Below are 19,185 nucleotides of genomic sequence, written 5' to 3' on the forward strand. Positions count from 1 at the left end.
GTGGCGGGTGCCCCTCAGCCCAGGAGCTACGAATCGCTTTGCTGCCATCTGCTTCGACACTTCTTGGTCTTTCGACTCTGAGCTACCCTCACAGCCTCCAAGACAGTCAAGCCAGCATCGTCGCAGAGGAACTGCGGTACGCGATCATTCTTCGTGAATGACGTGACCTCAGCCACTCGTCAGTCCTGTCCTCAGCGCGGGGGGTTCCGCGCAGCGTTCTATCGGGCCTTCGGCCCAGAGTAAGAAGACTAATGGCGAAGAAGTTGTACGTCGGAAACATCTCGTTCCAGACCACCAGCGACGACTTGGTGCAAGCGTTCTCCCAGTACGGCACCGTGCTGGGCGCGCAGATCGTCAGCGATCGCGAAACCGGCCGCAGCCGCGGGTTCGCGTTCGTCGAAATGCACGACGGCGGTGACGAGGCCATCGCGGCCCTCAACGGCGCCCAGCTCGGCGGCCGGACCCTGACCGTGAACGAAGCCAAGCCCCGCGAAGAGCGCCCCCGCACCGGCGGTGGCGGCGGTGGTGGCTACGGCGGCGGCGGTGGTGGTGGCGGCTACGGCGGTGGCGGCGGTGGCCGCAGCGGTGGTGGCGGCTACGGCGGTGGCGGCGGCGGCCGTGGTGGTAGCGGCGGCCGCTACTAAGCTAAGTAATTGATAATTGCCGGGGGCTGGCGCTCACTGGCTACTGACTCCCTCCGCACCCCGCGAATTGTGCTGAACACAGTTCGCGGTGTGAGCAGGTGCCGACTTCCGGGACCAAGAAGAACGATTCTTCTTCGCCCGGAACGGATGGTACCCGCACCGCGGACGCGAGTGAGTAGTCAGCGGGGGCCAGCCCCCGGTGCTTTTGGGGCGGGGAGGCGGGACGGGGAGGGGCTTTCTTTTTCTCATTTCGCCGGTTACGCTCTTCACGTCTCCTACTCACCTCGGGAATCTCAACCCATGTTGAAACGCATCGCGTTGCTCGCGTCGGTCGCTATCGCGTTCGCCGTTGTCGTGTACGCCTCCGCGGACAAGCCGGCCGACGAGTCGAAACAGTTACCCGTACCCGAGATGAAGTTCAACGACGTCAAAGAGATCGCGCCGGGCGTGTTCTTCCGCTACTCGTCCATCGCCGCCAACGACCCGAAGATCCCGTTCGGCGGGAGTAACCACACCTGGGTCGTTTTCAAAGACTACGTCGTGGTGATTGATGCGAACTTCCCGAAGGAAGCCGCCGACGTGATCGCGGACATCAAGAAGACCACGAAGAAGCCCATCAAGTACGTGCTCGACACCCACCACCACGGCGACCACGCCTACGGCAACACCATCTGGGCGAAGGAGGGCGCGCAGATCGTCGCACACAAGAACGCTGCCCGGTTGCTGAAGGCGAACGGCCCGAAACAGTGGGAGGATGCCGCGAAGGACCGCAAGGACATCAAGGACAACGAACTCAAACAGGTGGACATCTCCTTCGACGACAAGTACGAGCTGAAGGACGAAACGCAGCACGTCGTCTTCATGCACTTCGGCCACAGCCACACGTCCGGCGACGCGAGTGCGTACCTGCCGAAGCACAAGATCCTCTGCACCGGCGATGCGTGTGTGAACGGCGCGTTCAACTACATGGGCCACTCCAATTCCGCGAGTTGGATCAAGTGCCTCGACGCGATGGGCAAACTGGAAATCGATCTCATCTGCCCCGGGCACGGAAAGGTGGCCCGCAAAGACCTGCTCGCGAAGGAGACGCGGTACTTCACCGAGCTCCGCGCCGCGGTGAAGAAGGGCATTGAGGACAAGAAGTCGGTCGAAGAGATCACGAAGGGGCTGGATTTCCCCTGGTACAAGGAGTGGACCGGCGTAAACGTGGTGGAAACGGACATGAACAAGGACAGCGTGAAGCACGTGTACAACGAGTTGATGGGCAAGATCGACCACGACCGCATCGGTGCCGCCCCGTCCCCGCTCAACTGGCGCCCCGCGCCGACGGGCATCGCGGGTAAGTGACCACAGTTCGGTGAACCCGCGCCCGCCCTTGCAAGCGGGCGCGGGAATGTCCTACGTTCACTCCATGACTCACCGCGTGCTCCCCTCGGCCGCCGATCTCGCGCGGCTCTTCGCACTGAAATACGGCGATCCCACCACCACGGGGCCGAACCCCCGGCGCCGACACACACACAACTACTTCCTGCCCGCGGACGTGTACGAAGCGACCGTCGCGAATGCCGTGTTTCCCGGCTGCGACTGGCTCGACGTCGGCGGCGGAACGAGCCCGTTTCCCGACAATCCCAAACTCGCGAGCGAACTCGCCGCCCGTGCGAACCGCTTCGTGGGGGTCGATCCCAGCGCGAACGTCTTCGACAACCCGTACACGCGCGAGAAACACCAAGCGTTCATAGAGGATTACACTTCGCCCGCGCCCTTCGATGTTGCGACGCTGCGGATGGTCGCGGAGCACGTCACGTCCCCGGACTCAGTTGTGAGCGCGCTCGCGCGCCTGGTGAAGCCGGGTGGTCTGGCGATTGTGTTCACGGTCGATTTGTGGTCACCGATTACGGTGGTGTCGCGTGTGGTCCCGTTCGACCTGCACTACCCCGTGAAGAAGCTGCTTTGGGGTGGTGAAGAGAAGGACACGTTCCCGACCGCGTACCTGATGAACTCGCGCCGAGACCTCAAGCGACTTTTCGCACGCGGCGGGTTCCGCGAATCGGAGTTCGCGTGGGTCGATGATTGCTCCGCGCTCTCGCGCTTTCCGCTCCTAAACACGGTGGAATTGGTGGCCCGGAACGCGCTGCGAAAGGTGGCGTTGCGCTATCCCGAATGCAACCTATTGGGCGTTTATTGCCGGAAATGAAATCGCTGGTCCGGGAATTTGACAAGCCCCCAAAGCGGTCCCAGAGTTTAGGCGGGATCGACCGCGATCATTCCTTCCGCCCCGAATGTGGGCCGCCACAACGCGCCACTGCGCGCGGAGCCAGCTCATGCCGCCCGCGACAATCAAGGCCGCTCGTTTACCATCATTGGCTCGCTACGAGTTTGGTGCCGCGATCGGTTCCGGCGGCATGGGGACCGTGTACCGAGCCCTGGACCGCACCACGAAAAGTCTGGTCGCGATCAAGGTGTTGCGGAGCAAGATCTCCGAGAACCACTCCGTTCACCAGCGCCTCTTCCAGGAGTTCCGCGCCGCGACTCAACTCGAACACCCGAACATCGTTCGCGCACTCGATATCGGAATCGACGGCTCCATCAGCTACCTCGTTTACGAACTGGTCGAGGGCGCGAACCTCGGCGACCGGATTCTGTCCGCGGGCAAGATCGCGGAACCCGACGCGGTCAAAATCATCACGCAGGTGGCGCAGGCGCTCCACTACGCGCACCTGCGCCAAGTCGTTCACCGCGACATCAAGCCGGACAACATCCTCGTGCTGCCGGACGGCCGCGCGAAACTCACCGACTTCGGGCTGGCGAAGGATTACAACAACGACCTCGACCTGACGAGCCACGCCAGCGCGCTGGGCACGCCGAACTTCATGGCCCCGGAGCAGTTCGGGAACGCGAAATGCGCCGACGCCCGGTGCGATGTGTACGCGCTGGGGGCGACGCTTTACAACGCGGTGACCGGGAAGCTCCCGTTCCACGCGAAGTTCCCGCTCGCGATCCTCGCCCGCAAAGAGAAAGAGACACTCTCGGTCCGATCCGTGGTGCCCGAACTCAGCGAACGACTCGACGCGGCGATTCAGAGCGCGCTACAAGTCGATCCGGACCTGCGGCCCCAATCGTGCCTGGAGTTCTTCAAGCTGCTCACCGTCCGGTCGAAGTTTGATGCCGACGTGCCGGACCTCAGCACGCTCCAGTACAAGAAATCGGCCGGGCCGAGCGACCGCCGCGCCTGTGTTCGGCACGTACTGGATATGGGCACGTGTGGCGTGATTGATACCTCGGCCACCGGTGAGGGGAACCCGGATAGCGAGGAGATGTGGCCGTTGGTGGTCCGCGATGTGTCGGTCGGTGGGCTCGGGGTGCTCCTCGCGCGCCGGTTCGAGCCGGGCACCGAACTGACGATCGAGTTCCTGACCGGTGCGTCGGACGTGACGCGGCTCCAGGTCCGCGTGGTGCGCATCGAGCCGGAAAGTGCCGGCCACTGGATTCACGGGTGTGCGTTCAGGAACAACTTGAGCGACGATGAACTCGAGTACCTGCTCCAGTACGCCTGAGCGATACGCGCCTCCGCGTCGCACCGAGGGGCGCGTATCTTATTTCGCGCCCGGCACCGGCTTGCCCATTGTGCGCAGTAGCAGCTTCATGTCTTCCCACGTCTCGCGCTTAACCCGATCGGTCGTGTCCTTCTCGATGTCGTTCGGGTGGTGCGTGCAAATAAGCGGTACCCCGCGGTACTCGTGAACCTGTCCGCGCAGGGCACTCATCGCAAGGCTCTTCCCCGTGAGCAATTTCGAGGCAGTGAGCCCCAGCGCAACAAGGTATTTGGGCTTTACGGCCTCGAACTGTCGGCGGAAGAAATCGCGACAGTTGGCGCATTCCGCCATTGAGGGGGCACGGTTCTTCGGTGGCCGGCACTTGATGATGTTGAGCAGGTACTCTTGCGAAGAGGGCAACTGGCACGCGGCAATGATGCGCCGCAGTAGTTGCCCACCCTTGCCGACGAACGGCTCGCCCTGCGCGTCTTCGTCGGAACCCGGCGCGTCACCCACGAACGCGACTTCCGGGTCGAGCGGCCCGGTTCCGAACACGGGCTGCGTGCGGGTCGCGAACAGTTCGCTGCACTTGTCGCAGCCTTCGACTTCTTTCGCGAGAACGGTAAGTTCTTGGCGCCGAGTTTCGAGCGGGTCGGGAGCTTCTGGCGCGACCTCGACGGGCGCAGTAAACGAGGGCTGTGCAGCAATTCGGCGCGGCGCGATACGTTCACCGCGCGGCGCGAACAGCACCCCGGCCGCGTGGAGCGATTCTAGGTGTGCCCGCACTTGCTGAACGAGATCAATCGTGCCATCCGCCGACATGCAACCACCCTTCAGCGCGTTCAAGCTTTGCCCAAGAGTACCTGAAGCACCCAGGCGCCATCAATGTCGGGGTCGCCCGTGCGACACGAGTCAAGCAGGTCCGCGTTCGTGCAACCCGCTTCTTGGAGTGCATCGGCTAGAATGGGAAACGCCTCCGTGCGGCCCTCGTTTCGGATCGAACGCGCGAGGTCACGGACCGTGTGATTGCTGAATGAGAGCAACAGGGGAATGTCAGATTGCTCTGGCGCTTTTTTAGGTGGCGGCAGAGAATGCCTCGCGTAGTACATCGGATTTGGGTGAACCGAATCGGGCTTGAAAACAGGTGGGAATTCCGGCTCTTTGGGATCTTCCTCTTCTTCCCGCTCGAATCGGTAGTGTTCATCGATCCAAAGTAACCACTCACCGAAAGATGTCGCGATGGGCGTCGCGTCCATCGATCGATTCACGTCGTAGATGCGGTACTCTCCGAAATCCGCATTTGTCACATCAAGCGGGTCAAAAACCCAGTAGTGGTAGCCAGAATCTATCGCAAACACCACAACGCGACGAAGAAAAGTGAGAGATTCAGCGTCGCACCTCCACTCATAGGTACGAAAAAAATGACTGGCGCTTACGACGGAACGCCACCATTCATCCTCTGTCTCGGACTCCCGCAGAGTCAACGGAAGCACATTCGGCAGTCCTCCGTGAAGCTCACCGTCCAAGCCAAACTCTTGCGCAAAAGCGCGGTAGCTTACGGGGAACTTGAAACTGAGCTTTTCTTCAGCAGCATCCAGTTCAGCTACCGTCTCTCTCGGAGGATACCGATACTCGGGCGAATAAATCGCCCGTACTCGCCTAAACGCCGATTCCCACGGTTTTTCGGTCTCCGCCACGGGCGATTCCTCCGGGTTACGCCGGCGCGCCGAGCAGTTCCTTGAGCTTCGGCAGGCCCACGCGCGAGCAGAAGTCGCCGAACAGCTCGCCCTTCGTGCGCTCCGAGGCGAACGCCGCGAACACCTTACCCAGCTTCGGCGCGATCTGGTCGATCGGCACGCCGTCCTGGATTTCGGTGTTCAGGCGCCGACCGTAGCTGTCGCCGCCGATGTACAGCGTGTACTTCGTACCGCCGCGCCCGACGATCCCGACCTCACTCTGGTACGGCCGGGCGCACCCGTTCGGGCACCCCGTCATGCGCACGCTGATCTGCTCCTCGGCCAAGCCGAGGTCCGTGAGCACGCCCGCGAGTTGACCGACCAGCCCCGGCAGCGCCCGCTCGCTCTCGGTGATGGCCAGCGGGCACGTCGGCACCGCGGGGCACGCCATGCTCCAGCGCTGCACTTGCGAGAGCGTTTCGGGGCGCGGAATACCGTACTCGCTCAGCATCGAATCGACGCCGGCGCGATCGTCCATCGTCAGCCCGCACAGCATGATGTCTTGCTGCGCCGTGATGCGCACGTCCGGGCGGTACTTCGCAACAATAGCTCGGAGCCCCGAGCGCAGCCGGATCGCGCCATCGTCCTTGATGCGGCCGTTCTCCACGGACAGGCCCAGGAAGAGCTTCCCGCCGCCCATGCCCTGCCAGCCGTGGTGCAGGTCCAGGCCGGTGATCTCCGCGTCGCGCGTTGCGCGTCGTGCCCCGGTGAAGTAGTCGCGGTAGAACACGTCGCGGAACTTCTCCACACCCCAATCCTTCATCACGTACTTGAGCCGCGCCCGCTTGCGGTCGGTGCGGTTGCCGTGGTCGCGGAACAGCTTGATGATGCCCTCGGACGCCGCTCGCACTTCATCAGGTTCAATGAACCCCACCGGCTGCGCGAGCAGCGGGTACGTGTCCGGCTTACTATTGGTCTGGCCCTGCCCGCCGCCCGCGAACAGGTTGTAGCCGACCGGATTGCCGTTCTCGGTGATCGCGAGGAACCCCAGGCACTGTGCGAGCAAATCCGTGCAGTTGTCGTGCGGCAGCGCGAACGCCACCTTGAACTTCCGCGGCAGGTACGTTTTGCCGTAGATGGGCTCCGCGACGCTGGCGTCATCGGGGAACTGCGCCGGCTCGCCGTTCAGCCAGATTTCGTGATAGCTCTGCTTCCCGGCCTTCGGCGCGAGGTGCTCGGCGACCGCGACGCAGTCGGCCATCATCCGCGCGCGGGTCGGGTCCGGGAGCGGCGCCGGGCACGACAGCACGTTGCGGTTCACGTCGCCGCACCCGCCGAGCGTGGTCACGAGCGATGCGTTGATCGCCGCCATCGTCGCCTTGAGGTTGCCCTTCAGCACGCCGTGGAACTGAATGCTTTGCCGGGTCGTGAGCCGGAGCGTGCCGTTCGCGAACTCTCCCGCGATGTCGTCCAGCGCGAGGTACTGGTCCGCCGTGAGCTTCCCGCCCGGGAGCTTGAGGCGAATCATGAACATGTACGCCTTGCCCACGCCGGCCTTACCGCGGTTCTTGCGGGCGTCGCGGTCCTCTTGTTCGTAGCTGCCGTGGAACTTGATGAGGCTCTTGTTGGCGTCGCTCAAGTGGTCGATCGCGGGATCGGCCAGTTCTTCCGGGAGCGTACCGCGGAGGTAGCGGCCCTCGACCTTGTGCCCTTCGACCGGGGACAGTTTCGGTGCAGTTTCGTCAGACATCTCGGAACCTGTGCGGTGATTTTCGCGGGATCTATACCTGTTGTTTTACTTCTTATCGGCCGATTCGGAAGCCCACTTTTCGGCGAACGTTCATTCGCGAACTGACTGATTCGCGCTGCTCTTGCGGGAGCACAAGTACCCGATCGGCTTGAATGAATCACTACCGTTCACTCCCGGATTGCTCATTCGGGCGCCCGCAGAAATGCTGCAGTCGGGACGCTCGCGGGTCGCGTGGCGGCACATTTCAACGTTCATCTGGGCGCACTTGATAAGTTGCGCAACCGGTTCCGGCTGCCGCGCCTGAAAGGGCACCATTTACCCCACTCGGCGCGAACCAGCATAAACCGCGCACGCGCTTCGCGCCGATGTGGGGGGTGCCACATGGTATCACTCACTGTCAGGACCGCTCACCGTGACACAACAGGCCGCACCACCCAAACCTCCCGGTTCGCTCGCGCTCGGCTTCCTCGCGGTGCTCCAAGACCAAACCGGCTGGCTCGGCGGGTATCTGGTTACCAACGGTTGGGGTCGACCGCTCGAATTCCGGCTCACGACGGCGGTGCAGCCGAACCGGGTGCAAACCGCCCTCTACGGTCCCACGTTAACGGAATACATCCATGCCGACGTGATCGGAAAGACGCTAGTAGAGAAGACGGGCACGAAACCCGATCTAATCGTCACAGACTCACCGTCCGTGCTGGCGCTGCGGTCGCGAATCGACATTCCGGTGGTCGCGATTTCGGCTCAAGGCGCCACACTAGCACCGGACGCCATCCCGTTCCCTCACGCGCGCACCCCGGGCGGGTTGTTCCTCCCGGCGCGGTCCGCGGCGGACCGAGATTTGGTGGCGCAGTTGCTCGAGCGAGTCGATTCGGCGGTCGATCTGACGGAACCGTTCGCGCGCATTCGCGAGGCCGTGGGCGAAGCCCGGAAAATGGGAGTGACGAACCGTGCGGCTTGACGCGGAACGCGCAGAACCTACCCCCCTGTCCCCCATACCTGAAGGGAAGGGGGAGCTGGCGCGCGCGCCCATTGTGCTTGAAACCGCGTTACCTAACCCAGAGAACTCTTTCTCCCCCTTCCCTTCAGGTATGGGGGCGGGGGGGGTAGGTTCTGCGGACGCTCCCTTCCCTTCAGGGAGGGGGGACGGGGGGCTAGGTCTTCTCGATCTCCCCGTCACCTTCGATCTGGAAACCCGCGACCTACCGAAGCTCGATCACCCGCTCGAACCGAGCGTGCGCGAAGCGAGGTTGCTCACTGAGGCGCCGTGGGTACGGTCGCTCGGGCGGTTGGACCTGATCGTGACCACCGAGGGCTGGAAGTTCCCCGCACCGCCCGCGGAGTACACCCCGCCGCCTCGCACCGCGACCGAGCCGAAAGTCGGGCGCCATTCGGTGAATCTCCCGGCGCCCGCATTGCCCGACAACCAGGAGAGCGCGAAAGCACGCATCCGCCCCAAGCCCACGGCGGACACGGTGCTCTTCAAAGACCGCTTGCTCTACCTCCTTCAGCCGCCGCTCGACGGGCTGTTCGATGGGAAACAACTCGAAGTGCCGTTCGAGCCGTACCCGTACCAGCTCGAGGGTATCGCGTTCCTGATGCCCCGGCATCACGCGCTCCTCGCGGATGAAATGGGCCTCGGCAAAACGGCCCAGGCGATTCTCACGTTGCGCCTGCTGTTCCACTCGGGCGAAATCAAACAGGCCCTGGTGGTGTGCCCGAAGCCGCTCATGCACAACTGGGGGCGCGAACTGAAGATGTGGGCGCCGGACGTACCGTTCGAGACGTTTGATGGCGACCCGGACCAGCGCCGCAGTACGTGGCTCGTTTCCAACTGCCCGCTGAAGCTCATTAACTACGAAACACTTACACGCGATTGCGATCTCGCTTCGGACAAGCGCATCTACTTCGACGCAGTCGTGCTAGACGAGGCGCAGCGCATCAAGAACAAGGACTCGAAGACGGCCCAGGTGGTCCGCTCGCTGAACCGCGGACGGAGCTGGGCGCTCACGGGAACGCCGATCGAGAACCACCCCGACGACCTGGTGAACATCTTCAGCTTCGTCGATCCCGATCGTATTCCCTCGGGCACGCCGCCGCGCCGCATCCCGCAGTACACGTCCGATTCGATCCTGCGCCGCACGAAGGACGACGTGCTCACGGACATGCCGCCGAAAATGGTCCGAGACCTTGAGGTGGAACTCACCCCGGCTCAGCGCGCGGCATACTCGCGTGCCGAAGACGACGGCGTCGTTCACCTGAACGAACTCGGCGCCACCATCACCGTGCAGCACGTGTTCCAGCTCGTGATGCGCCTGAAGCAGATTTGCAATTTTGATCCGCTCACCGGCGAGAGTGCGAAACTGGAGCAACTGCTCACGGACATGGAGGAAGTGGCGGAGAGCGGGCGCAAGGCGATCATCTTTTCGCAGTGGGTCGAGCCGCTCGAAGTGCTGGCCAAGGCGCTGTCGCGGTACAACCCGCTGCAGTACCACGGGAAGATCCCGCAGAACCAGCGGACGCCAATCCTGGACCGCTTCAAGGCCGACCCGGACGCACACGTGCTCCTCATGAGCTACGGCACCGGGAGTGTGGGCCTGAACCTCCAGTTCACGAACTACGTGTTCCTGTTCGACCGCTGGTGGAACCCCGCGGTCGAGGACCAGGCGATCAACCGCGCGCACCGGCTCGGCCAAAAGCACCCCGTCACGGTCACGCGGTTCCTCAGCGGCGGCACCATTGAACAGCGCATCGCGGATATCCTCGACGCGAAGCGCCAGGTGTTTAACGACCTGCTCTCGCAAGCCGAAAAGCCGGCCTCGCTCGGCCTCAACGAGGACGAAATCTTCGGGCTCTTCGATATCAAGGCGCGCCCGAAACGCGAGAAACATTGAGGAAATTAAGTAAGAATTAGCCGCGGATATACGCAGATAACACGGATCAAGACAAGGAGAAGAGTTTTTGACAGGATTAACAGGATCAACCGGATTAAAATTCAAATCTTGTTGATCTTGTCGGCCCTGTCGAATGCTCTTTCTTTCTTCGGTTTTGATCCGTGTCATCTGCGTTTATCCGTGGCTCTTTCTTCTATTTCCCCGTTCCCCTCAAGAACTTCTCCAGGTCCGCGAGGTTATCGGTGTTCAGGAAGTCCACGTCCGCGGCGAGCAGTTCCTTCCACACTTCGATTTTCTCTGGTGTGGCCCAGAACCGGACCTTGCGCCCCTGTTTGTGTGCCTTCGCGACGAGTTCGCGGAGCTTCTTGCGCTCCTCGTCGGGCATCGCACCGGTGCCGTCCCATTTGAACAGCACACGCCACGACTCGCTGACCCACGGCACGAGCGCGGCCGAAGTGTCGCCGTTGAGGTCGGCCGGGCGCCCGTCGAGCGCGGCGAATCGCGTTTTCTGCTCGGCGACCGCTTTCGCGTCGCGGTTCCCGCTGATGACAATCGTCACGGCCTTCACCTCGGTCTTGCCGTCGCGCGTGACCGTGAGCAGGTCCGCGTAGTTCTCCAGTACCTTCGCGAGCGCGGTGAAGGTTTCTTTCGCGTCCGTCTTGATGTCGATCATCAGGTAGAACGCCGGTCCCTTGGGGTACACCTTCCCGTCGTTGGCCTTCGCCCGCGCGCGGAGCGGATCGAGGTAGAGTTTTTCCAACGTGCGCTCCGGCTTGAGTTGGAACGGCGTGTGCCCGACCAGCAACTCCCCCTTCACGAGCCAGATGTCGGCTTCCACGCTGCAAAAGCCGCAATCGAGAGCGTCAAACAGCGGCCGCTTGTGCTCGTAGTCGTTGTGCGCGTGCGCTCGAGCCAGCGGCACAACCGCCTTTTTAGGCGGCTCGTCGGCCCCGGCCGGCGCAGCGAGCAGACCGGCGCAGGTCGCCAAGTAGAATAGAGTCATGGGAACTCACGGGTCAGGAGGTGCGGTTTCGTACAATCCTATCGCCCGACGCACCACGAGACACGCCATGTCATCCGCGCGCACACCGAACCGTCTCGCCGCCGAGACGAGCCTCTACCTGAAGCAGCACGCCAATAACCCGGTTGACTGGTACCCCTGGGGACCGGAGGCACTGGCTCGCGCGAAGGAACTCGATCGCCCCATTTTTCTCTCGATCGGCTACTCGGCGTGCCACTGGTGCCACGTCATGGAGCACGAGAGCTTCGAGGACGAGGCTACCGCGGCGGTGATGAACTCACACTTCGTGTGCATTAAGGTCGACCGCGAGGAGCGCCCGGACCTCGACACGATCTACATGAACGCGCTCCACATGCTCACGCGCGAGGGCGGCGGTTGGCCGCTGTCCGTGTTCCTGGCGCCGGATCTCAAGCCGTTCTTCGCGGGCACGTACTACCCGCCGGACGATCGGTACGCGGCCCACGGGCGACCGAGCTTCAAGCAACTGCTCGCGGGGATTCACAACGCCTGGCTCACCCAGCGCGACCGCGTTCACGAGATCGGGAGCAGCATCGTTGCGGACCTGCAGCGAATGGGCGGGCTGGAAGCGAGCGACGCCACGGTGTCACCGGAATTGCTGTTCGGCGCGCTGAACGCGCTCCGCCGGAGTTACGATCCCAGGTACGGTGGCTTCGGCTCCCAGCCCAAGTTCCCGCACGCGCTGGAGCTTAAGCTACTCCTGCGCCTTTCCGCTCGGTTCAACGACCCCGTTGCACTGGACATGGTGAAACACACGCTCGCGATGATGGCCCGCGGCGGGATGTACGACCAGGTGGGCGGCGGGTTCGCGCGCTACAGCGTCGACGCGAAGTGGCTGGTACCGCACTTCGAGAAGATGCTCTACGACAACTCGCTGCTCACGAGCGCGTATGTGGAAGCGTTCCAGAAAACCCGCGACCCGTTCTTCGAGCAGATCGTGCGCGAAACGCTCGACTACACTCAGCGCGAGATGACCGCGAGTACCGGCGCGTTCTTCTCAACTCAAGACGCCGACAGTGAGGGCGAAGAGGGCAAGTTTTACGTCTGGAGCATGGACGGGCTGCGCGCGGTGCTCGGCGCTGATGACGCGGAGTTCGCGTGCAAGGTCTGGGGCGTAACGCGACAGGGTAACTTCGAGGGGCACAACATCCTGTTTCGCACGTTATCCGATGAGGACGAGGCGAAGTCGCACGGGCTGTCGCTCGCGGACTTCCAGGCGAAACTAAAGAGTGTGAAAGAGAAACTCTACGAAGCGCGATCGAAGCGCGTGTGGCCCGGTCGCGACGAGAAGATTTTGACCGCGTGGAACGGGCTGATGATCGCCGCGTTCGCCCAAGCGGGGGCCGCGCTCGGCGAGCCATCGTACCTTCGCAGCGCCGCACGCGCCGCGGATTTCATCCTGGACAACATGCGTACCCCCGACGGCCGGCTCTATCGCACCGCGGGGGTGGGCCAACCGCCGAAGCTGACTGGCTATCTCGAAGACTATGCGTTCCTTGCGGACGCGCTCGTCGCGCTCTACGAGTCCACGTTCAGCGTGAAGTACCTGCGGGCGGCAATCGAACTCGCTGAGGTGATGCTGAAGCACTTCGCGGACAAGGACGGGCCGGGGTTCTTCTTCACCGCGGACGACCACGAGCAGCTCATCGCGCGCACGAAGGACTTGCACGACGGCTCGACGCCGAGCGGCAACGCGATGGCCGTCACCGTTCTCCTGCGGCTCGCGGCGCTCACCGGCCGGCGCGACCTCGCGGAACCGGCCGAGCGCGCCCTGCGCGGGTACCGCGAGACGATGGCCGAGCACCCGGCCGCATCCGGGCAGATGCTCGTTGCGCTCGACTTTTTCCTGGGGCCGGTTCAGCAAATCGCGATCGTCGGCCCGCCACAGGACGCGGAGACGGGCCGGGCACTCGCCGCGATCTATGGCCGATTTATCCCGCACCGCGTGATCGCGTTCCACGACCCGGCGGACGGCTCCCCGCCCGCACAACTGGCCCCACTATTCGAGGGCAAGGAAGCCGCGAACGGCACGGTAACGGTGTTCGTGTGTGAGAATTTCGCCTGCCGAGCGCCGCTCCTGGGCGCCGAAGCGGTTGCCCAATGGCGCTGATTCTCTCGATGGATCGCGCGTCTGTTTTTAAGTGGTAAAAGCGGTCAATTTAAGCTCTTGCGGCGTTCACGTCAACCGATTTCGGGGCCAATCAAGCTCCCAAAAACGGTTAACGTGAACGCCGCTTTCACATTCTCACAAATCGCAGTCAATACCAAATCTGCACGCGGAGACATTAAACGCAGCTATGATGAGCGACACATGAGTTTCTGTAAAAACCAGGTAGAACAGACACATCGTATCGTGTAAATAGGGTGAGGAGCGAGTGTGTTTCTCCTGTTTCAATCGTCACACACTGCTCGGCCAAGGTTTAGTTGGTCGGTACTCTCTCTTTAAGGGTCGTTCATGTATCTCTCCCCTCTCCCGCGCTCGCGGCGTGGATTCACGCTGATCGAGCTGTTGGTGGTGATCGCGATCATCGCCATTTTGATCGGGCTCCTCCTGCCCGCCGTTCAGAAGGTGCGCGAGGCCGCCTCGCGCATGAAGTGCAGCAACAATTTGAAGCAACTCGGCCTCGCGATGCACACGTACCACGACGCGAACGGGAAGTTCCCGCGGAACTACCGCCAGGTCGGGGGCAACGCGTGGGAAGCGACCAGCGCCCACGTCGAGGTGCTGCCCTACGTGGAGCAGGACAACCTGTACCGCCTGTTCGAGGCGAGCCGCGCGGACTGGGGCACCACGTACAACACGCTCATGAACACGAAGTTATCGGTGTTCCTGTGCCCGTCGTCGCCGGCGGCGCCGGCGCGCGGGAGCAACCCCGCGGGGTGGGACGGCCCGGGGTCCAACTACGGCTGGTCCACGGGTAGTTCGGTCGAGACGGTGTGGGCCGGCGACCGGTTCAACGGGATGGTGTCCTACCAGAGCGACCGGAAATTCGGGGACGTAACCGACGGGCTGTCGAACACCCTGCTGGCCTCGGAACTGCTGTCCGGATCGAACGCGAGTGGTACCGCCGGTAAGTACCCCTACGACGTGTTCTACACCAACAACGGCGTGTTCGATTCGGTCGCGAACAAGAACTTCCCCACAGCGTCCGAACTGACCGCCATCGGGAGCTTGGCGCAATCGTCCCCGAGCGGCATGCGGTCGAACAACGGCACCATGTGGGCGTGGTACTCCGCCGGCCAGTCCACACTCAACACGGCCGCCACACCGAACTGGCAGTACCCGACCGCGGGCGCGGACTGCTGCCCGGGCGGCGCGCACGACTGGGGTTACGGCATCGTTCCGCCCCGCAGCATGCACACCGGCGGGGTGAACGGGCTCCTCGGCGACGGCTCCGTTCGGTTCCTGAACAACAGCATCGACCTCATTACGTTCCAGCGCCTCGGCAACCGGTCCGACGGCCAAGTGCTGGGTAACTTCTAACTCGGAGGAGGCACATAGTGCGCTATCGCAATACCGTAGCCGCCCTCCTCGCGGCGGCCTGTAGCCCAATTGGGTGCGGGCCGTCCGGCCGGGTGCAGGAGCAGTCCATTGAGGTCAAGGAAAACAGTGCCCTGGAACAGGCCAAGCAGTACCTCAATAATTACGCCAAGGGGCAAGCTCTTGGCAGCGAGGTAACCTCGTTCACCCACATCATCGAAGAGGTTCGCAAAACCGACCCGGCGCGGGCCAAGATCCTGGAGCAAGGGTTCGCCGAGTTACAGAAGCCGAAGGCCAAGACCGCGGCCAAGGCGAAAGAGCTCCTCAAGCAGTTGGAGCCGAAGCAAACGGCCGGCTAACGGCACTCGGCGCAAATGATCTCAGCGTGCGCGGCACCTCGTTGTGCCGCGCACGCCGCTCTGTCGAACGCCTCCAACCGCTCGTTGGCACGCGCGGTTGGAGGCGTCTAAATCCTGTCGGTCCTGTTAATTCTGTCAAATATCTTCTTGGTTTCACCGGCCGACGGACGCCGGCCGTTCGCCGGGCTCTACTCACCGGCGAGTCACTCCACACGACCTTTCGCGGTTCCGCCGATACAATTCCGGCATTCCACACGAGGAGTTTCGGACATGCCGGCCGACGACATCAATGCGTTCCTTCGCACACAACTCGACGATCTCAAAACGAAGGGACTGTACAAGGCCGAGCGCCGAATTTCCTCGCCGCAAATGTCGAGCATCACGGTGAACGGCGCGGAGGTCGTCAACTTCTGCGCGAACAACTATCTCGGCCTCGCGAACCATCCCGAAATCGTGGACGCGGCCCAGGAAGGGCTGAAGAAGTGGGGCTATGGCCTCTCCAGCGTGCGATTCATTTGCGGCACGCAGGACATCCACAAGCGCTGCGAACAGCAGATCGCCCGCTTCTTCGGCAAGGGCGACAGTATCCTCTACATTTCGTGCTTCGACTCCAACGGCGGGTTGTTCGAGCCGCTCCTCACGGAACAGGACGCGATTCTTTCCGACGAACTCAACCACGCCTCCATCATCGACGGCGTCCGACTCTGCAAGGCCCAGCGCTTTCGCTACAAGCACAACGACATGGCGGACCTGAAGGCGAAGCTGGAAGAAGCGAAGAATTGTCGCTTCAAGATGATCTTCACCGACAGCGTGTTCAGCATGGACGGCGACCTCGCCAAACTGCCCGACATCTGTCAACTCGCCGACCAGTACAAGGCCGCGGTGGGGATCGATGACTGCCACGCGACCGGGCACCTGGGCGCAACGGGGCGCGGGGGCGCGGAAGAGTTGGGCGTGCTGGACCGCATCGACGTCATTACGGGTACGCTCGGCAAAACGCTCGGCGGCGCGAGCGGCGGGTTCACTGCGACCAGCGCCGAAATCGTGGACTGGCTGCGGAACCGGTCGCGGCCGTACCTGTTCTCGAACAGCGTGCCGCCGGCACTGGTCGCGGCCGGGATGAAGGCGCTGGAACTGGCCGAAAACGCGACCGAGTTGCGCACGAAGCTCAAGGCAAACACAGCTCGCCTCCGCAGCGCCCTCGAAGCGGCCGGGTTCACGATCAAGCCCGGCCCGACCCCGATCCTTCCCGTGATGCTCGGCGACGCGGCCGTCGCAACGAACATGGCGAACGAGTTGCTGAAACGCGGTATTTACGTGATCGGCTTCAGCTATCCGGTGGTGCCGCACGGCCAGGCGCGCATTCGGATGCAAGTGTCCGCAGCGCACACGACGGAGCAAATCGACCGCGCGATCGCCGCGTTCACGGAAGTCGGCAAGCAACTCGGCGTGCTGAAATAAAGAGGATTGGCCACAAAAAAGCACAAAGGGCACAAAAGAAGGCAGAGATCAGAAGACAGAGAGCAGAGATCAGAAGGCGAAGAACAGAGTTTGTTTGGAGCCCCTCACGGGGCTAACCAAGTACGCCTTCTGTTGTCCGATCCGCGTAATCTGTGTTATCTGCGGTTCTGCCTTCTGCCTCTTCTTTTTGTGCCCTTTGTGCCTTTTTGTGGCCAATCCGTCTTCCCTCTGCCATCTACCAATCACCCTGCGCGGTCCAGTGACCGCAGGCGGTCGCCGACCTGAGCGAGGATCTGGTGGGCGATCTGGTTCGGGTTGTAACCGCCGGTGAGGTACACCATCGGTTTGCCGTACTTTTCGCAGTAGGCCTTAACGTCGCCGTAACTGTGACTCGCCCAGCGGATCGCGAGCAGCACCACGGCTACCTCCGGGCGCGCGACAGCGGGTTCAAAGATGGTGACCGATTCGTGCGGGCGCGTGGACACCCAGTTCAGTTCGTTCAGCCCAAAGGCTTGCTCGATGGAGCGCCGTGCCGCGTTCCGTTCGACCCCACCGATTAGCACCGCTTGCCGACCGCGGAGCAGTTCGGCCACGGCGCAAATCTCCGCCGCCGGCTTCTCCGTTCCCGTATCGTCCGCTGGCGCGGGTCGCGTCGCGAGGTACTCGTTGACCGCGCTGAATACCCGTTCCGCATTCGGGCCCGGCTCCTGATCTTCCGGCAGCGTGTCCAGCACCGGGAGCAGTAACTCGCGGATGTCGGCGTTGCTCGCGGGTACGCCGGCCGATACCACCCCCTCCAGCAGTTCCAAAACACGGGGCCATTCCGGGGCCGCGCTCGCGGGCGCTTCGGCCATCTTTCGCAACTTGTACTTGAGGTTGGTGAGCCCCTTATCGCGGGTGCGCGCCTTGCCGCGGGCCTCGGCCAGCGCGTCGCGCAGCACCGCGAGCCGGCTCAGTAGGTCCGGCCACTGGTCCGCGGACACCCGGTCTTCCTTCTTCAGATACCGGTTGATGTAGATCTGGGAGTTGCGAGCGAACTCGCGGACGTGGACGAACAGGTGAACCTGATCGTTGTCCACGCGCCGGTGAACATCGAGTACGCCGGCCCACATCAGTGCCTGGGCTTCGGCCCCCGCGTACAGGACGCGCTCGCGGTGCCGCTCGGCGAGCGCGTCGGGCAGGGTTTGGAGGATCGCGAGCAAGTTGGCCGCTTCCGCGCCGACGGCGAACGCTCCCCCCAAATCCTCCCACGCCTTCGGCGCGTCCACGTAGTCACCGGGGTGCAGCATCCACAGGTCGCAGTCGGGGAGTTCGTTAGCCAGGCGAACGAGGTCATCGGGCGCGGGCGCCGTGCCCCCGCGCTTGCGGGCGGCGACAACGCGCGCGGCTTCGGCCTTCAGGTGGCACCGGCGCGCGATAACGGGGAGATCGACGGGAACGAGCCCGCGACCCTCGTCGTCGGCGAACACGAGCGGGCGGATCGGGGCCGGCGGGCGCGCGAGCGAAAAGTCCGCGGGGATAACGACCGGAGGGGGCGGCAGAACCGCGCCCGCGGGGTCAGCCTGCTCGACAACATGAGTGGTAGGGGCGGGGGCGAACTGGTCGGCCCAGGTCGCGATGGCCCGCCCCAGACCGTGGACCGCGTCGCGCAGGTGCGGGTCCGAGCGGACATACGGCCCGAGGCGCTCGAACAGTGCGACCAGCGCCTCGGCCAATTCGTCCGTCATGGCAGTACCCGGTGCGGGTTCCCACGAAGGCGACTCGTTCGTTGTAGGCACCGATAACGGTCGCGGTCAAGGCGCGCGGGCGCGCCGGGCCGATTCGCCGTTTCCAACGCGCGCGGCCCGGCGTAAACTGTCCGCTGCGTTCCCGCTCACCACCAGATATTCATTTGAGAGAACGGCCCCCATGAAACGCTTCGCTGGCGCCCTCACGGTACTGGCTCTCGCGCTCGTCGGCGCGGCTTCCGCCGACGAGAAGGCCATCAAGGAACTGGAAGGAACGTACAAGATGACCGTCGCCGAGAAGGGCGGCAAAGCGGCCCCGAAGGAGCTGACCGACACGGCCACCGTGACGATCAAGGGCGACGAACTGACCATCGCCTTCGGCGCGGACGACAAGAAAGTGGCCAAGATCAAGGTCACCGCGGACGCCAAGCCCGCGACCATCGACCTCAGCCCCACCGAGGGCGCCGAGAAGGGCAAGACGTTCCCCGGGATCTACAAATTCGAGAAGGGCGAACTCACGCTGGCGTTCACCGAGAAGACGGACCGGCCGAAGGAGTTCAAGTCGGACGAAGACGTGATCCTGCTGAAACTCAAGAAGTCCGAGAAGTAATCGCCCCGGTC

General features: G+C 63.2%; 16 protein-coding genes. 11 read left to right on the forward strand and 5 right to left on the reverse strand.

What is annotated here, in order from left to right:
- The first annotated feature begins 251 nt into the window (after positions 1 to 251).
- From J8F10_RS30985 to J8F10_RS31000, 4 genes are all read left to right on the forward strand, one after another.
- The gene (locus tag J8F10_RS30985) at positions 252 to 644 is read left to right on the forward strand and encodes an RNA recognition motif domain-containing protein (RefSeq protein WP_210660436.1); all 393 of its coding nucleotides are present in this window, start codon (positions 252 to 254) and stop codon (positions 642 to 644) included.
- Between the two features lie 300 nt (positions 645 to 944).
- Positions 945 to 1,991, forward strand: a complete 1,047-nt coding sequence (locus J8F10_RS30990; RefSeq protein ID WP_210660437.1) for an MBL fold metallo-hydrolase — start codon at positions 945 to 947, stop codon at positions 1,989 to 1,991.
- A 46-nt stretch (positions 1,992 to 2,037) separates the two neighbouring features.
- Positions 2,038 to 2,838: a class I SAM-dependent methyltransferase gene (locus J8F10_RS30995; RefSeq protein ID WP_210660438.1), complete on the forward strand. Its 801-nt coding sequence runs from the start codon at positions 2,038 to 2,040 to the stop codon at positions 2,836 to 2,838.
- Positions 2,839 to 2,965: 127 nt separating this feature from the next.
- Positions 2,966 to 4,198, forward strand: a complete 1,233-nt coding sequence (locus J8F10_RS31000) for a serine/threonine-protein kinase (RefSeq protein WP_210660439.1) — start codon at positions 2,966 to 2,968, stop codon at positions 4,196 to 4,198.
- A 39-nt stretch (positions 4,199 to 4,237) separates the two neighbouring features.
- Here J8F10_RS31000 and J8F10_RS31005 read toward each other — a convergent pair whose 3' ends face one another.
- Genes J8F10_RS31005 through J8F10_RS31015 form a run of 3 tightly spaced genes read right to left on the reverse strand, consistent with a single transcriptional unit; the run spans position 4,238 to position 7,603 of the window.
- Positions 4,238 to 4,999 carry a uracil-DNA glycosylase gene (locus J8F10_RS31005; protein ID WP_210660440.1) on the reverse strand — a complete coding sequence of 254 codons (762 nt, stop codon included), beginning with the start codon at positions 4,997 to 4,999 and terminating at the stop codon, positions 4,238 to 4,240.
- Positions 5,000 to 5,019: 20 nt separating this feature from the next.
- Entirely contained in the window at positions 5,020 to 5,874 is an 855-nt protein-coding gene (locus tag J8F10_RS31010) for an SMI1/KNR4 family protein (protein ID WP_210660441.1), read from the reverse strand.
- Positions 5,875 to 5,890: 16 nt separating this feature from the next.
- The gene (locus tag J8F10_RS31015; RefSeq protein ID WP_210660442.1) at positions 5,891 to 7,603 is read right to left on the reverse strand and encodes an NADPH-dependent assimilatory sulfite reductase hemoprotein subunit; all 1,713 of its coding nucleotides are present in this window, start codon (positions 7,601 to 7,603) and stop codon (positions 5,891 to 5,893) included.
- Positions 7,604 to 8,015: 412 nt separating this feature from the next.
- Here J8F10_RS31015 and J8F10_RS31020 point away from each other — a divergent pair, with 412 nt between their 5' ends.
- Positions 8,016 to 8,564 (forward strand): hypothetical protein, encoded by a 549-nt coding sequence (locus tag J8F10_RS31020; protein WP_210660444.1) that lies wholly within the window; start codon positions 8,016 to 8,018, stop codon positions 8,562 to 8,564.
- 274 nt (positions 8,565 to 8,838) lie between these two features.
- Positions 8,839 to 10,497, forward strand: coding sequence for a DEAD/DEAH box helicase (locus tag J8F10_RS31025; RefSeq protein WP_315854189.1), 1,659 nt, complete (start codon positions 8,839 to 8,841; stop codon positions 10,495 to 10,497).
- 193 nt (positions 10,498 to 10,690) lie between these two features.
- Here J8F10_RS31025 and J8F10_RS31030 read toward each other — a convergent pair whose 3' ends face one another.
- A complete protein-coding gene (locus J8F10_RS31030; RefSeq protein ID WP_210660448.1) occupies positions 10,691 to 11,500 on the reverse strand; it encodes a phosphatidylinositol-specific phospholipase C/glycerophosphodiester phosphodiesterase family protein in 810 nt (269 codons plus the stop codon).
- Positions 11,501 to 11,567: 67 nt separating this feature from the next.
- On the opposite strand from J8F10_RS31030, the gene J8F10_RS31035 reads away from it, so the two are divergent.
- The 4 genes from J8F10_RS31035 (at position 11,568) to kbl (ending at position 16,837) form a co-directional block, all read left to right on the forward strand.
- Positions 11,568 to 13,646, forward strand: a complete 2,079-nt coding sequence (locus J8F10_RS31035) for a thioredoxin domain-containing protein (protein WP_210660450.1) — start codon at positions 11,568 to 11,570, stop codon at positions 13,644 to 13,646.
- A gap of 345 nt (positions 13,647 to 13,991) precedes the next feature.
- On the forward strand, positions 13,992 to 15,020 hold the full coding sequence (locus J8F10_RS31040) for a DUF1559 domain-containing protein (RefSeq protein ID WP_210660452.1): 1,029 nt from the start codon (positions 13,992 to 13,994) through the stop codon (positions 15,018 to 15,020).
- A gap of 17 nt (positions 15,021 to 15,037) precedes the next feature.
- Positions 15,038 to 15,376 carry a hypothetical protein gene (locus J8F10_RS31045; RefSeq protein WP_210660454.1) on the forward strand — a complete coding sequence of 113 codons (339 nt, stop codon included), beginning with the start codon at positions 15,038 to 15,040 and terminating at the stop codon, positions 15,374 to 15,376.
- A 270-nt stretch (positions 15,377 to 15,646) separates the two neighbouring features.
- On the forward strand, positions 15,647 to 16,837 hold the full coding sequence (kbl, locus tag J8F10_RS31050) for a glycine C-acetyltransferase (protein ID WP_210660456.1): 1,191 nt from the start codon (positions 15,647 to 15,649) through the stop codon (positions 16,835 to 16,837).
- A gap of 242 nt (positions 16,838 to 17,079) precedes the next feature.
- Here kbl and J8F10_RS31055 read toward each other — a convergent pair whose 3' ends face one another.
- Positions 17,080 to 18,564, reverse strand: a complete 1,485-nt coding sequence (locus J8F10_RS31055) for a hypothetical protein (protein WP_210660458.1) — start codon at positions 18,562 to 18,564, stop codon at positions 17,080 to 17,082.
- A gap of 181 nt (positions 18,565 to 18,745) precedes the next feature.
- Between J8F10_RS31055 and J8F10_RS31060 the strand changes: the two genes are divergently transcribed.
- The gene (locus J8F10_RS31060; protein WP_210660460.1) at positions 18,746 to 19,174 is read left to right on the forward strand and encodes a TIGR03067 domain-containing protein; all 429 of its coding nucleotides are present in this window, start codon (positions 18,746 to 18,748) and stop codon (positions 19,172 to 19,174) included.
- Positions 19,175 to 19,185: the final 11 nt, after the last annotated feature.

The sequence above is a fragment of the Gemmata palustris genome (genome assembly GCF_017939745.1).
GTDB classification, from domain to species: domain Bacteria; phylum Planctomycetota; class Planctomycetia; order Gemmatales; family Gemmataceae; genus Gemmata; species Gemmata palustris.

Bases quoted from the DNA above. Each gene is read 5' to 3' on its own strand.
- J8F10_RS31040 (WP_210660452.1), top strand. From the start codon at position 13,992: ATGTATCTCTCCCCTCTCCCGCGCTCGCGGCGTGGATTCACGCTGATC.
- J8F10_RS30995 (WP_210660438.1), top strand. From the start codon at position 2,038: ATGTCCTACGTTCACTCCATGACTCACCGCGTGCTCCCCTCGGCCGCC.
- J8F10_RS31005 (WP_210660440.1), bottom strand. From the start codon at position 4,999: ATGTCGGCGGATGGCACGATTGATCTCGTTCAGCAAGTGCGGGCACAC.
- kbl (WP_210660456.1), top strand. From the start codon at position 15,647: ATGCCGGCCGACGACATCAATGCGTTCCTTCGCACACAACTCGACGAT.
- J8F10_RS31015 (WP_210660442.1), bottom strand. From the start codon at position 7,603: ATGTCTGACGAAACTGCACCGAAACTGTCCCCGGTCGAAGGGCACAAG.
- J8F10_RS31055 (WP_210660458.1), bottom strand. From the start codon at position 18,564: ATGACGGACGAATTGGCCGAGGCGCTGGTCGCACTGTTCGAGCGCCTC.
- J8F10_RS30985 (WP_210660436.1), top strand. From the start codon at position 252: ATGGCGAAGAAGTTGTACGTCGGAAACATCTCGTTCCAGACCACCAGC.
- J8F10_RS31035 (WP_210660450.1), top strand. From the start codon at position 11,568: ATGTCATCCGCGCGCACACCGAACCGTCTCGCCGCCGAGACGAGCCTC.
- J8F10_RS31000 (WP_210660439.1), top strand. From the start codon at position 2,966: ATGCCGCCCGCGACAATCAAGGCCGCTCGTTTACCATCATTGGCTCGC.
- J8F10_RS30990 (WP_210660437.1), top strand. From the start codon at position 945: ATGTTGAAACGCATCGCGTTGCTCGCGTCGGTCGCTATCGCGTTCGCC.
- J8F10_RS31030 (WP_210660448.1), bottom strand. From the start codon at position 11,500: ATGACTCTATTCTACTTGGCGACCTGCGCCGGTCTGCTCGCTGCGCCG.
- J8F10_RS31060 (WP_210660460.1), top strand. From the start codon at position 18,746: ATGAAACGCTTCGCTGGCGCCCTCACGGTACTGGCTCTCGCGCTCGTC.